Below are 12,935 nucleotides of genomic sequence, written 5' to 3'. Positions count from 1 at the left end.
GCGCGCCCGTACTTACGGCGTGTAGTCCTTGCCGTTGAGGGCGCGGTAGAGGAACCGGGTGGTCGCCTCGATGGCCTCGTCCTCGGTCATCCCGGGCCACAGCTGCGCAGGCGCGTCCAGCATCACGCTCATCATCAGCAGGGTGGTCTCGGGGGAGGCCGGCAGGTTCTGTACGTGTTCCAGGTGGTCGGCCAGGTCTTCGAGCTGGGTGCGGCGGAACTGGTCGAAGGTGCGGGTGAAGTCCTCGCTGACGAGCGCCGCCTGGCGCAGCGCGACCATGGTCGCCGCGTGCTCCCGGTGCACGCGCCAGCAGCCGGCCACGTGATAGCGGATCGCGTCGGGGTCGGTGAAGTCCGACTTGTGCTCGTCGGTCGCGGCGTAGGCGTCGCTCGCCGCGGACAGTTCGTCCAGCAGCGCCCTGAGCAGGTCTTCCTTGCTCGTGAAGTGGCGGTAGAAGGAGCCCGCGGCCCGGCCGGCCTCCGTCGTGATGTCAGTGATCTTGGTGTTCAGGTAGCCGCGGTCGGCGAACAGGCGCTTGGCCGCCTCGATCAGCGCCGCCCTCGTCTCGACCGCCTGCTCCGCGCGCTTCACGTCTTCCTCCAGCTCTCTTGACAGCGCACGCTAGCAGGCCCCACGATGAATGCACATTCAGCGAATGGAGATTCATCATGCGAGTGCTGGTGGTGGGCGGCGGCCCGACCGGGCTGACCCTGGGGATCGAACTGGCCCGGCGCGGCGTCGGGGTGCGGGTCGTCGACAAGGCGACCGCGTACTTCGACGGCTCGCGCGGCGACAGCCTTCAGCCGCGCACGCTGGAGGTCTTCGACGACCTCGGCGTGCTGGACGCCGTACGGGCCGCCGGGGCGCCGCCGGCGCCGCTGCGCGCGCACATCGACGGCCGGTTCGCGGGCGAGCGCTGGATGACCGAGCCGCGCGAGCCCCGGCCCGGCGTGCCGTATCCGAACCCGTGGGTGCTCGGCCAGTCGCAGACCGAGGGGATATTGCGGGCGCGGCTGCTGGAGTTCGGTGTCCGCGTCGAGCTGGGCACCGCGCTGTCCGGCCTGGAACAGGACGCGGACGGTGTGACCGCGCGGCTGGCCACCGGTGAGGTGTCCCGGTTCGACTACCTCGTGGGCGCCGACGGCGGCGCCAGTTCCGTCCGCAAGGCGATCGGTGTGGCCTTTCCCGGCACCACCGACGAGACCTTCCGGGTGCTGGTCGGCGACGTGACGGCGCCGGGCCTCGACCCGGCGTGCGGCCACTGGTTCGCCGCGGCGGACCACCCCATGGCGGGTGTCGCGCTGACCCCGCTGCCCGGCACCGGGCAGTTCCAGTTCATCGCGCCCTTGGGCGAGGGCGACGACGCCTCCCTGGAGACGATGCAAGCCGCCCTCGACCGGTTCTCGGCCGGGATACGCCTGACCGGGCACGGCTGGTCGACGGTGTGGCGGCCGAACGTACGACTGGCCGAGCGGTACCGGGACGGGCGCGTCTTCCTGGCCGGCGACGCCGCGCACGTCCACCCGCCGACCGGCGGCCAGGGCCTGAACACGGGCGTGCAGGACGCCTACAACCTGGGCTGGAAGCTGGCCGCGGAGACCGCGCTGGACAGCTACGAGACCGAGCGGCGAGCCGTCGCGGCCCGCGTCCTCGGTGTCAGCACCGATCTGCTGGACAAGTACGTCGAAGGTGCGGTGGACGCCCACAAGCGCGGCGAGGAGGGCTTCGGCCTCGACATCACCTACCGCTCCCCGGACGCCACCGGCGCCCTCGTCTCTGGCGACCGCGCCCCGGACGCCCCGCTGCGCGACGCGGACGGCAAACACGTCCGCCTCTTTGACCTCTTCCGCGGCCCGCACTTCACCCGGCTGGTCTTCGGCGCGCCCGCCCCGGACGAGGAACACGCCTACGCCGTGCTGCGTCCCGGCGAGGAGCCCGACGGCGGGTGGCTCGACGGCGGGTGGCCCGACGGTGGCCGGCCCGGCCGCGGCCGGTATGTCATAGACGCCGAGGGCCACGCCTTCACGGGCTACGCGGCGGCGCCCGGCGACACCTTCCTGATACGCCCGGACGGCTACCTGGCCTGAGCCACGAGCGTCTCCGCCGCCAGCCCTGAGCCGCCTACGGCTCGGCAGCTGCCCTCGCTGGCTGAGGGTCTGCCGGCCGGAGCGCGGAGCTTCGCCACTGCCCTGGGCGACTTCGACTTCTCCGGCAGGCGGTGTGTGAAGGATCTGGAGGTGCAGCACATCCGGGGATTCGGAGCTGAAGACCATCGGCAACGTCCGCCCCACGCGCAGCCGACTCCCGCACCGCGGACCCGGAACGGGTCAGAGCCACCCGTTCCGCTTGAACCCCCGGTGGATGAGGAAGCAGAGCGTGACCGTCACGGCCATGATCAGGGGGTAGCCGAAGGTCCAGTGCTTCTCCGGCATGTGTTCAAAGTTCATGCCGTAGATGCCGCACACCATCGTCGGGACGGCGAGGATCGCGACCCAGGCGCTGATGCGCCGCATGTCCTCGTTCTGGGCCACGGTGATCTGCGCGAGGTGCGCCTGGAGTATGGAGTTGAGCAGTTCGTCGAAGGCGTTGATCTGCTCGGTGACCCGCTCCAGGTGGTCCGACACGTCGCGGAAGTATGTGGTGATGTGCGGATCCACCAGCGCCATCGGCTGGGTGGCCAGGGCCTGCAGCGGGTGGGTCAGGGGCGCCACCGCGCGTTTCAGCTCCAGGAGTTCCCGCTTGAGCTGGTAGATGCGGCCCGCGCCGGTGCCGGAGCCCTTGGTGCCGCCGCGCCGTTCCGCGCTGTCGCTGCGGCGTGGGCTCTCGGCGAAGACCTCGCTCTCGACGTCGTCGATGTCGTCCTGCACGGCGGCGGTGACGTCCAGGTAGTCGTCCACGACCAGGTCCGCGATGGCGTGCAGTACCGCCGAGGGGCCGATGGCCAGCTGCTCCGGGTCCGCCTCCAGCTGTTCGCGCAGCGGTCCGAGCGAGCCGTGGCCGCCGTGCCGGACCGTGATGACGAAGTCGGCGCCGGTGAAGACCATGATCTCGCCGGTGTCCACCACCTCGCTGGTCTCGGTGAGCCGGTCGTGGTCGACGTAACAGACCGTCTTGAACACCGTGAACAGCGAGTTGTCGTAACGCTCCAGCTTCGGCCGCTGGTGCGCGTGCACCGCGTCCTCGACGGCCAGCGGGTGCAGCCCGAACAGCTCGGCGATGCCGGCGAACTCCTTCTCCGACGGCTCGTGCAGTCCGATCCACACGAAGCCGTCGCCGGAGCCGCGGACCCGGCGGACGGCGTCCTCGGCCGGGTGGTCGCCGGGCTGCCGGACGCCGTTCTCGTAGACGGCGCAGTTCACCACGGCGGTGCCCAGCGGTGACCGCGCGGGGTGACTGAGGTCGACGCCGCGGCGCTGCTGCTGCGGCAGCCGGACCGCTTTACGAAGGTTGCTGATCACCGACACCGCACCAGTATGGACCGGCTGCGGGGCAGGGCGGGAGGCGTGACGGCGGCTCCCGCCCCACCGTCACAGCTCCCGCCCGTACGGACCGGCGCGCTCCGGCCCGCTCCTGCCAGTACGGGCTGACCCGCTTCGGTTCTCCCGGACCGGCCCGCTTCGGCTCTTCCGGACCGGCCCGCTTCCGCCCGTACGGGCTGGCCCGCTTCGGCTCTCCCGGACCAGCCTGCTCCGGCCCGCCCGGATCGGTCCCGCTTCGGCTCTCCCGGACCAGCCCGTTCCCGCCCGCCCGGACTGGCCCGCTCCGGCTCTTCCGGACTGGCCCGCTCCGGCGCGTCCGTACCGAGTCAGCATCGGGTGGGCAGAGGCCCGCGCCCGGATCTACGCGCAGAGGCCCGCGCCCGGCTCTACGCGCAGAGGCCCGCGCCCGCCTCTACGCGCAGAGGCCCGCGCCCGCCTCTACGCGCAGGGGCCGGCCCCGGGCGCCGTACCGGTCTCAGTGCCCGGCGACGTGCCGTGGACGCGCGGCGCCGAGGCCCATGGCCACCTGTGGGACGAGCAGCACCAGCAGCACGACCACCGGTACCGTCCAGCCGCCCGAGGCGTCGTGCACGGCGCCCAGCACCGCGGGCCCGGTGGCCGCCAGGATGTAGCCGAAGCACTGGGCCATGCTGGACAGCTGCGCGGTGTGCCGGATGTCCGGGGCGCGCTGGACGATGAACAGCAGGGCCAGGCTGATCGCCGCGCCCTGGCCGAGGCCCAGCAGCGTCATCCACACGTACGCACCGCCGGCCGGCGCGGCCAGCATCCCGGCGAACCCGGCCGCGCAGAGCACTGCGCCGATCGTGGCCAGCGCACCGGCCGACAGCCGACGGCCGACGATCACCGGGGCGAAGAAGGAGCCCGCGATGCCCAGCAGCGAGGAGAACGACAGCATCCAGCCCGCGTCGCCCGCGCTCATCCCGGCGTCGGTGAGCATGGTCGGCAGCCAGGCGGCCGCCGCGTAGTAGCTGAGGGACTGGAGGCCCATGTACAGGGTGACCTGCCAGGCCAGGGGGGAGCGCCACAGGCCGCGTACCGGGTGGGCCGCCTCACGGGCGGCGGAGGCGGAGGTCCGCGTACGGCTGCGGGTCTGCGGCAGCCACACCACCAGCGCGACGACCGCCAGCGATCCCCAGCACGCCAGCGTGGCCTGCCAGCTCAGCCCGGCCGCGCGCTGCACCGGCACGGTGACACCGGCCGCCAGGGCCGCGCCGCCGAACAGCGACATCGAGTACAGGCCGGTCATCAGCCCGGACCGGGCCGCGAAGTCGCGCTTGATCAGGCCGGGCAGCAGCACGTTGGCGACGGCGATGCCCGCGCCGATGACGACCGTCCCGGCGAACAGCGCCACCACCGAGTCCAGCAGCCGCAGCGCCGTACCCGCGCAGATCAGCGCCATGGTGCCGAGGAGTGAGCGCTCCATGCCGAAGCGGCGGCCGAGCCGCGGCGCGATCGGGGCGAGCAGGCCGAAGCAGAGCAGCGGCAGCGCGGTCAGCAGGCTGGTGGCCGCGGCCGACATGCCGCTCTCGTCGTGGATGGTGCCGGCCAGCGGGGACACGGCGACGAGGGCGGGGCGCAGGTTGAGTGCGAGGAGGATGACGCCGGCGGCCAGGTAGAGCGCGCGGCGTCCGGTGGCGCCGGGCGCCGGGGCGGGCGGGGCGGCATCCCCGGCCGGAGCGCCGGCGGGTGCGTCAGTGGCTGCTTCAGTGGGTGCGCCGGTGGGCGCGTCAGCGGAGGCGTCCGGCCGCGCGGCGCCCGGGGCGCTCAGGGTGGCGGCCGGTCCGTGGTCATGCATGGTCTTCTTCTCCTGGGCTTGCTTCGCGTGCTCGGGGGGCCGCCGCCGGGGCCTCGTCGTCGGGACGTGCGGCGCGCAGCGCGTCCATGGCCTCGGTCAGGTGGGCCAGCGCGGCCCGCTCGGCGGCGTCCGGGTCCCGGGCCTCGACGGCGTCGACGATGGCGGTGTGCGCGTCGAACTGGTGGCGGACGGAATCGGGGAGCGGCCTGCGGACGACGGCCTGGAGGGTGGCGCGCAAGGCGTCGCTGAAGTGCTCGTACAGCTCAGCGAGGACGCTGTTGTGCGCGGCGGCCGCGACGGTCCGGTGGAAGTGCATGTCCGCGTCGATGAACGCGCAGACGTCGCTGTTCTCCCAGGCGCGGTCGCGCTCGGCGAGGGCGGCCCGCAGCGCAGCGAGGTCGTCGTCGGTGCGGCGCAGCGCCGCGTAGCGGGCGGCGTCGCGTTCCAGGGACGCCCGGACCTCGTACGCCTCCAGGTCGGCGGCCCGGCGCAGTCTGCGCTGCACGGCCGCGCCGAAGTCGCTGTTGGCCCGCACGTACGTCCCGTCGCCCTGCCGCGGCTCCAGCATCCCGGTGTGCACGAGGGCGCGGACCGCCTCGCGGACGGTGTTGCGGCCCACGTCGAGCGTCTCGACGAGGACGGGTTCGGCGGGGATCTTCCCGCCGACCGGCCACTCGCCGTCGGCGATGAGCTGTTCCATCTGCTCGATGACCAGACCCACCAGGCTGGTGCGGGCGGTGCTGCGCAGCGGCATGGACGCCGTCCTCCCTCTCGATTCCACCGGTGATGGGAACATCCCATGTTTGGCGGTGTCAAACGGTCGGGGTTAGCCTGGCATCGCCGGTGATCCTGCGATCACGGCGCGGCGGTGGGGCCCGCCGGACCCGAACCGCGGCCGTCCGAGGCCGCCAACGGTCCCTGCTTGCAGAGCGGAACGCAGCACGCACGCACCGCGCGAGTAGGAGACGTATGACCACCGGAGCCCCCCGCCCGGCGACGTCCGGCGCCACGGCCCGCCCGGCCGCACCGCACACCGCCGAGCCGTCCGAGCTGTCCGCAGAGCAGCCGGCCCGCTCCCGTCCGCAGCCGCCCTGGCAGGGGCAGTGGCCCGTCGTCGGCGCGGTCGCGCTCGGCGGCGGCATCGGCGCGGCTCTCCGGTACGGGGCCACGCTGCTGTGGCCCACCGCCCCCGGGACGTTCCCCACGACGGTCTTCCTGGTCAACGTCGTCGGCTGTGCGCTGATGGGCGTCCTGATGGCACTGATCACCGAACGGGGGACGCCCCACCCGCTGCTGCGCCCGTTTCTCGGCACCGGAGTCCTCGGCGGCTTCACGACCTTCTCCACGTACACCGCGGACATCCGGCACCTGACGGACACTGGGCGGCTCGCCGTCGGCCTGGCCTACCTGGCGGCCACCCTGCTCGCCGCGCTGGCGGCGGTGTGGGCCGCGCACGCGGGCACCCGGTACGCACTGACCCGCCGCGGAGGTGCGCGGTGAACTGGCTGCTCGTGGTGGCCGGCGGGATGGCCGGTGCGCCGCTGCGCTTCCTTACGGACCGCTTCGTGCAGTCCCGGCTCGGCGCGGCCTTTCCCTGGGGGACGTTCACGGTCAACGTCGTGGGTTCGCTGGTGCTGGGGCTGCTCACCGGTGCGGTGGCGGCGGGCGCCGCCTCCTCCTCCCTGTACCTCCTGCTCGGTACGGGCCTGTGCGGAGCGCTGACGACGTACTCGACCTTCTCGTACGAGACGCTGCGGCTGGCCGCCGGCGGGGCGCGGTGGCGGGCCGCCGCGAACGTGGCGGCGAGTGTGGCCGCCGGTCTCGCCGCGGTGTTCGCCGGGGGGTCTCTCGCCGAAGCGCTGTGGATCTGAACAAGTCCGAGCGGGCCCGGAGCGGTACGGGGGTGACCGTACGGGTCGGGTGGGCTCGCCCGTGCGACGCGGCCCCCGTACGAGTGAACGAATGCGGTCGAGTTTCGAACGGAACCTTTCTTCACCGCCGCCCGACGCACAGCCGGAATACGCTGATGGCGCGGTGCCCCGGACCCCGGTTCGCACGAAGAACAGTCAGTGCGGCATGTTTGATTTCAGGGGCGGGATCGCTATGGACCTCCACCACCGGATCGGTGTCAACAAGATCAACGTCGTGCGGCCCGAAGGGGAGTTGGACCTCATGACCGCTCCGCGCCTGCGCACCCTGCTGCGGCGCGGACACAGCCGCGCCACCGGCCCGCCCCGGGTGATCGTCGATCTCGGAGCGGTGACCTTCATGGACTGCTCCGCCCTGCGGGAGCTGTGCGCCGCGCAGAACTGGGCCGTCGAGCAAGGCGGCTGGCTGCGCGTCGTGCACGCCCACCGCGGTATCGCCACCCTGCTCAGGGCGACCCGGCTGACCGGCCGCTTTCCCCGCTACGCGAGCGTACGGGACGCGCGGTGCGACCAGATGGCGAACTGTTCGCCGTAGCGCGGGTGTCCGCCCCCGCCGGGTGCGGTTACCCGATCCGATGCCCGTGGCGCAGGCGGTCTCCCGCCGGAGGCTTGCCGGGGGCATAGTAGCCGTGCGGCTTCGATCCGAGAGACGATGGACACGGGCCACGACCGGTCGAAGGCGGAAAGGGATGATTTCCATGGCCCGTGAAGAGCCCCTGACACAGGTGTGGGCGGACTTACCCGAAGGACTCGTCGGCGACGTCGACTGCGCCGAGCTGCTGCGCCGCCTGTCCGCGCACTGCGCAGGCCTGCTCGGCGCCGCCGCGGCCGCCGTCCTCCTCGCCGACGCGCACCACCGCCTCCGGGTGGTCGCCGACTACGGCGACACCGCCCGCCTGCTGGGACCGGACGGGCCGCAGGAGGCCTGCGACCCGTATACCGACTGCTACCGCAGCGGCACCGCCGAGACGGACATCGCCCTGACCGACCCGCGCACCGCCGCACGGTGGCCGCACTTCACCGCCCTCGCGCGGGAACGCGGCCATGTGACGGCACACGCGCTGCCGATGCGCCTGCGCTCGCGGACCGTCGGCGTCCTGGCGCTCTTCTCCGGCACCGCCGTACCGCTCGGCGAACAGGCCGGCGCGTTCGCCCGGTCCCTGGCCGACCTCCTGGCCGTCACCGCCGTACAGCACAAGAGCCTGGAACGCAGCCACGCCGAGCGGTCCCAGCTGCAGCACGCGCTCAGCTCCCGCGTCGTCATCGAACAGGCCAAGGGCATGCTCGCCGAACGCTGGACGACGAGCGTGGACGAGGCGTTCACGGTCTTCCGTACCTATGCCAGGGCCCACCGCAGACGGCTGCCGGACCTGGCCCGCGAGGTCGTCGACGGCACGCTCGACAGCGGCCTCGTCATGGAGTACTTCCTCAACCGAAGGTGATTTCCTGGACCCTGTGGAGGACCGGATGGCAGAAGTCTTCTTGCGGCGCCTGACCAGGTGGCAGGCCGAGGCACAACGCGAGGCCGTCGCCGACCTGTACGTCGAGGCGTACCGCGGCCCCTCGGGCGAGGAGTTCCGCGGCCGGGGGGCCTTTCTGCAGCGGTTCGCGGAGCACATCCAGCGCCCCGGCTTCGAGATGGTGATCGCCAGCGACCCGGCGCTGGTCGGCTGCGCCTACGGTTTCCCCGCCGAGCGGGACGGCCGGTGGTGGCAGGGGTTCAACGGGCAGGTACCGCGTGAGCTGGAGGAACTGACGGCCTCGGGACGGGTGTTCGTGGTCGCCGAGCTGATGGTGCTGCCCGCGCACCGGCGCGGCCACGTCGCCACCCGGCTCCAGGAGACCCTGCTGGTCCGCAGCAACGCCACGGCGGTCGTCACCCTCGTCGAGACGGCGAACGGAGCGGCGCTCTCCGCGGTACGGGCGTGGGGGTGGCAGCGCACGGGCCGGCTGCGCCGCTCCGACGACGGAGAACCGGAACTGGAGGCGTGGAGCCGGGAGCTGGCGCACTGAGGCACGGCGCATCGGTACGAACAGGGCCGGGCGCGCGGCGCGGAACGCGTACGCGCGCGGCAGGGCTCCGGGGAGCCCGCCGCGCGCGTAGACGTTGTCGGACCGCGGCGCTCGCGCGCCGTAGTTTCCCGGGGCCGTGGCGTTGTCACGCCTTACCGGACCTGCCGGGGGAGGGGCCCGTCAGGGGCGTACGCCCTTGAGTCCGTTGGCCCAGAGCTGGTCCACCTTGGCCCGCTCGGTCTGGTCCGGCTGCGCGTTCGTGCAGGACGGGCCGGGGCCGCCGCCGGACATCAGCTCGCTGCACGGGCCCTCGTAGTGGTCCGGCAGACCCAGCACGTGGCCGGTCTCGTGCGTGGTCACGCGGGTCGAGTCGTACTCCTGGTTCTGCTTGTAGTCCAGGAAGACGAAGCCCTTGCCGTGGCCGTCGGTGCTGGCGTAGGAGCCGCGCGCGTCGTTGCCCTCGCGGTACTGGAAGTCGCCGCCGCTGCCTTCCTGCAGCTTGACGTTCTGCACCGCGCCGTTCCAGATCTGCGCGCTCTGCGATATCTGGCTCTTGAACGTGGGAGCCGCGCTCGCGTCGTAGGTGACGGTGACGACCTTGAGGTTCGGGTGGGCCGCCTGCTTGGCCTTGACCGACTTCATGACGGCCTGGAAGAACGCCTTGGTGTCGGCCTGCTCGGCGGCCGAACCGGCGTACGCGGCGGCGGTGACCCGGTGGGTCTGGGGTGCGGAGGAGGCGGAGGCCGCCGTCGCGGGGACCGATGCCGCCAGCGTCGCGACGAGGCCCAGGCCGAGTGCGGCCGACAGCGCGGTCTTGGGAGATCTCATGGTGGGGGGACTCCTTATCGCCCGTGGGGCCGTACGGTCGCCGTGTGGGGCGGCGGCCGGGGCCCTGCGGAGGAACTCTTGGTGCCGGAGAGTCTGTTCGAGAAGATCCGGGGCGCGGAGATGGCAGGTGGCGATAGCACCAGGTGATACCCCGGGGCGAAGCCGGCCCGAGCGTGCCCGAAGAGTCTGGTGTGACGTGCGCAAACGTCGTTATGCTCCGGTCGTGGAGCTCGAAGTGAGGCACCTTCGTGCGCTGTGCGCGATCGCCGACGCGGGCAGCGTACGCAAGGCCGCGCGGCAGCTGGGCATGACCCAGCCTTCCCTGACGACCCAGCTCCGCCGCATCGAGAACGCCCTGGGCGGCCAGTTGTTCTTCCGCGAGCGGACCGGCAGCCGGCCGACGCCGCTGGGGCACTCGGTGCTGAGCCGGGCCCGGCCGATAGTGGCCGACATGCGGGCGCTGGTCGACGAGATCGCCTCCGCCTCCCTGCGGGCCGGCGGCGCACGGCTGTGCATCGGCAGCACCAGCAGCCGGGCGGTGGCGGGCTGGCTGCGACGGCTGCGGGCCAGGCTGCCCGACACGGACACCGCCATCCGTATCGACGTGTCCGCCAACGCGCTGTTGCAGATGGTGGCGATGGGCCAGCTCGACGTCGCCTTCGTGCACGAGGTGGAGGGCGCGCCGCTGCGCCGGCCCGACGGCCTCGTCGAGCGGGAACTGATCGCCCGGGAGCCGCAGTTCGTCGCCCTGGCGGCCGACCACCCGGCGGCCCGCCACCCGGTGGTCGAACTCGCCGAGCTGGCCGGTGACCAGTGGATGGTCGACCCGTCGGTGGACGGCGAGTGGACCGGGCTGCGCCGGGTCTTCGCGGCCGCGGGCCTGGACCCCCGGGTGGTGCACGGGGACTACCTCACGGCGGCCGACCTGGTCGCGGCCGGCGAGGTGGTCGCCCCTTGCCAGCCGACCTCCCGGCCCCGGCACGGCATGGTCATCCGTCCGCTCCGCGGCGACCCGCTGGCCGTCCGGCTCTTCATGGCCCACCGCCCCGGCGCCGCCCCGGCCGCCCCCGCCGACGCCCTCTTCGCCGACCTGACCGCCTCGTACATGGAGGTGGCGTGGGAGAGCACGGCGTACCGCGAGTGGCTCGTACGGCACGACGGGCCGTTGCCGATCGGGACGTGAGGCGGTGCCGGACCCGGCCGTACGGCCGTGCGCGCCGCCCGTGACCTCCGGTCAGGCAGCCCCGCCCCCCCGCGACCACGCTGCCCTCACTTCGGATCGAGCCGGCCCTCCACCACCTCGCGGGCGACGTCGGTCAGCAGTCGCTGGTGGGAGCGGGCGTAGCCGCGCAGGACGGTGAAGGCGGCGTCGGGGGAGAGGTCGTGGCGTGCGGTGAGGGCTCCCTTGGCCTGTTCGATGACGACCCGGGTGGTCAGGGCGTGCTCCAGTTGGGCGGCGAGGGTGCGGCTCGCCTCCACCTCGTGCTCGCGCAGCAGGGTCACGGCGGCGAAGTCCGCGAGTGACTGGCCCAGTGCCATCAGGTCGCCGGTCAGCGCGGTCCGGCGGGTGGCGAGCAGGACCAGGGCGCCGACCGGGCCGGAGTGGCCCCTTATCGGCAGGGCGGCGGTGTGGGTGCAGCCCAGGGCGAGCGCGCGGGGCGCGTAGCGCGGCCAGCGCTGCCGGGCGACCGCTCCGCTCAGGGCCGTGCCGCCGAGCGGGCGGCCGGTGCGGCGGCAGGCGGGGCCGGGGCCTTCGCCCCAGGTGACCGCGTCCGTTTCGAGGCGGCGTACGTCGGCGTCGGAGGCCGCGACCCGGGGGGCGTCGCGGGCGCCGGTGGAGAAGGTCACGGCCGTCGCGCGGACCGCGAGCAGTTCCTTGCTGCGGTCGGTGAGCCGCTTGAGCAGGGTGGGGACGCCGGGCGGTCCCTGTCCTCCGCCGCCCGCCAGCTCCACGAAGACGGAGGCGAGATGGTGCGGAGCTGTGGTCATGGGTTGAGGTCCCCTCGGTGGGTTCAGCTGCCCTGGGCGAGTTTCAGCGTGCCGCGTACGACCTGCTCGGCGATGGCGTCCGGTGGCTGCCCGTCGGCGAAGGCGCGCGCCTTGATCATGGCGAGCGCGTCCTGCACCCGGCAGCCGGCCTGGACGGAGAGTATTCCGGCGGCCTGCTGGACGCAGTCCCGGTGATCGGCGTCCTCGTACAGTTCGGGGTCGGCGTCCGGGCCGAGGAGCACCGTACGGGTCAGTGCGTCGGCGATCACCGTGAGCGTGCCGGCGCCGGCCGTGCCGTCGCCGGGGTCGAAGACCGCGAGCGCGCCGATACAGCTGCCTTCGGTGCGCAGCGGAGCGGTGAGCACCTCGTGGATGCCCAGGGAGGTCAGCGCGGGACCGTAGGCGGGCCAGCGGCTCTCGATGGCCCGGCCGGACGCCGAGACCAGCCGGCCGCTCGCCGAGGCGTCGTGCGCCGGGCCTTCGCCGAGCATGAATTCCAGGTCCTGCGCGGCCCGGGAGGGCCCGTCGGACGAGGCGACGGAGAGCTGGCCGTGGTCGGTCCCCATCAGGGTGAGGGCCGCGCTGGTCGTCCCGCACGCCTCCGCGACGCCGGTCATGAAGCGAGGGCGGCTGGTCTCGTCCCCGCTCCACGCGGACATCCGTTCGGCGTAGGCCTCCTGGAGGCGCGCCGACGACAGGTGGCACTCCGCCGACCGCCGGTAGGCGTCCGCCAGATGGAGGTGCAGGTCACCGCCGGCCGAGGCCGCCAGGATCTCCTGCTGTTCGGCGCAGGCCGCGGCATGCTCGGCGCGCTGGCGGGCCCTGGCCGCACGGCGACGCGCCAGCTGTGCCTGGACGTCCCTGCGTTGACCCCAAACCATG

14 protein-coding genes are annotated in these 12,935 nt (G+C 73.2%); 7 read left to right on the top strand and 7 right to left on the bottom strand.

Features of this window, described 5'->3' with window-relative positions; genetic code table 11:
* Positions 1-12 precede the first annotated feature (12 nt).
* Positions 13-591, bottom strand: a complete 579-nt coding sequence (locus tag OEIGOIKO_RS13875) for a TetR/AcrR family transcriptional regulator (RefSeq protein ID WP_125054312.1) — start codon at positions 589-591, stop codon at positions 13-15.
* Between the two features lie 77 nt (positions 592-668).
* Between OEIGOIKO_RS13875 and OEIGOIKO_RS13870 the strand changes: the two genes are divergently transcribed.
* Positions 669-2,087, top strand: a complete 1,419-nt coding sequence (locus OEIGOIKO_RS13870) for an FAD-dependent monooxygenase (RefSeq protein WP_125054311.1) — start codon at positions 669-671, stop codon at positions 2,085-2,087.
* A gap of 240 nt (positions 2,088-2,327) precedes the next feature.
* Here OEIGOIKO_RS13870 and OEIGOIKO_RS13865 read toward each other — a convergent pair whose 3' ends face one another.
* The 3 genes from OEIGOIKO_RS13865 to OEIGOIKO_RS13855 form a co-directional block, all read right to left on the bottom strand.
* Positions 2,328-3,458, bottom strand: coding sequence for a magnesium and cobalt transport protein CorA (locus OEIGOIKO_RS13865; protein WP_125058680.1), 1,131 nt, complete (start codon positions 3,456-3,458; stop codon positions 2,328-2,330).
* 496 nt (positions 3,459-3,954) lie between these two features.
* The gene (locus tag OEIGOIKO_RS13860; protein WP_125054310.1) at positions 3,955-5,295 is read right to left on the bottom strand and encodes a CynX/NimT family MFS transporter; all 1,341 of its coding nucleotides are present in this window, start codon (positions 5,293-5,295) and stop codon (positions 3,955-3,957) included.
* Entirely contained in the window at positions 5,288-6,049 is a 762-nt protein-coding gene (locus OEIGOIKO_RS13855; protein WP_125054309.1) for a FadR/GntR family transcriptional regulator, read from the bottom strand. Before OEIGOIKO_RS13855 ends, OEIGOIKO_RS13860 begins: the two co-directional genes overlap by 8 nt.
* A 215-nt stretch (positions 6,050-6,264) precedes the next feature.
* On the opposite strand from OEIGOIKO_RS13855, the gene crcB (OEIGOIKO_RS13850) reads away from it, so the two are divergent.
* The 5 genes from crcB (OEIGOIKO_RS13850) to OEIGOIKO_RS13830 all read left to right on the top strand — a co-directional run bounded on the left by crcB (OEIGOIKO_RS13850) (position 6,265) and on the right by OEIGOIKO_RS13830 (position 9,236).
* Positions 6,265-6,795 (top strand): fluoride efflux transporter CrcB, encoded by a 531-nt coding sequence (gene crcB / locus OEIGOIKO_RS13850; RefSeq protein WP_125054308.1) that lies wholly within the window; start codon positions 6,265-6,267, stop codon positions 6,793-6,795.
* On the top strand, positions 6,792-7,166 hold the full coding sequence (gene crcB, locus OEIGOIKO_RS13845) for a fluoride efflux transporter CrcB (protein ID WP_125054307.1): 375 nt from the start codon (positions 6,792-6,794) through the stop codon (positions 7,164-7,166). Before crcB (OEIGOIKO_RS13850) ends, crcB (OEIGOIKO_RS13845) begins: the two co-directional genes overlap by 4 nt.
* A 232-nt stretch (positions 7,167-7,398) precedes the next feature.
* Positions 7,399-7,758 carry an STAS domain-containing protein gene (locus OEIGOIKO_RS13840; protein WP_031001192.1) on the top strand — a complete coding sequence of 120 codons (360 nt, stop codon included), beginning with the start codon at positions 7,399-7,401 and terminating at the stop codon, positions 7,756-7,758.
* A 163-nt stretch (positions 7,759-7,921) separates the two neighbouring features.
* A complete protein-coding gene (locus tag OEIGOIKO_RS13835) occupies positions 7,922-8,665 on the top strand; it encodes an ANTAR domain-containing protein (protein WP_170251700.1) in 744 nt (247 codons plus the stop codon).
* Positions 8,666-8,690: 25 nt separating this feature from the next.
* A complete protein-coding gene (locus OEIGOIKO_RS13830) occupies positions 8,691-9,236 on the top strand; it encodes a GNAT family N-acetyltransferase (RefSeq protein WP_246177334.1) in 546 nt (181 codons plus the stop codon).
* A gap of 180 nt (positions 9,237-9,416) precedes the next feature.
* Here OEIGOIKO_RS13830 and snpA read toward each other — a convergent pair whose 3' ends face one another.
* Entirely contained in the window at positions 9,417-10,064 is a 648-nt protein-coding gene (gene snpA / locus OEIGOIKO_RS13825; protein WP_125054305.1) for a snapalysin, read from the bottom strand.
* A gap of 223 nt (positions 10,065-10,287) precedes the next feature.
* Between snpA and OEIGOIKO_RS13820 the strand changes: the two genes are divergently transcribed.
* Positions 10,288-11,247, top strand: a complete 960-nt coding sequence (locus OEIGOIKO_RS13820; RefSeq protein ID WP_244955122.1) for a LysR family transcriptional regulator — start codon at positions 10,288-10,290, stop codon at positions 11,245-11,247.
* An 86-nt stretch (positions 11,248-11,333) separates the two neighbouring features.
* Here OEIGOIKO_RS13820 and OEIGOIKO_RS13815 read toward each other — a convergent pair whose 3' ends face one another.
* Together OEIGOIKO_RS13815 and OEIGOIKO_RS13810 are read right to left on the bottom strand one after the other, a co-directional pair.
* Positions 11,334-12,053 carry a GAF and ANTAR domain-containing protein gene (locus OEIGOIKO_RS13815; protein WP_125054304.1) on the bottom strand — a complete coding sequence of 240 codons (720 nt, stop codon included), beginning with the start codon at positions 12,051-12,053 and terminating at the stop codon, positions 11,334-11,336.
* Positions 12,054-12,076: 23 nt separating this feature from the next.
* The gene (locus OEIGOIKO_RS13810; RefSeq protein WP_125054303.1) at positions 12,077-12,934 is read right to left on the bottom strand and encodes a GAF domain-containing protein; all 858 of its coding nucleotides are present in this window, start codon (positions 12,932-12,934) and stop codon (positions 12,077-12,079) included.
* Position 12,935 lies beyond the last annotated feature (1 nt).

It is taken from the genome of Streptomyces paromomycinus, assembly GCF_003865155.1.
GTDB lineage: Bacteria > Actinomycetota > Actinomycetes > Streptomycetales > Streptomycetaceae > Streptomyces > Streptomyces chrestomyceticus.
Note: the sequence above shows the minus strand (reverse complement) of the source record. Positions and strands in the feature narration are given on the sequence as shown.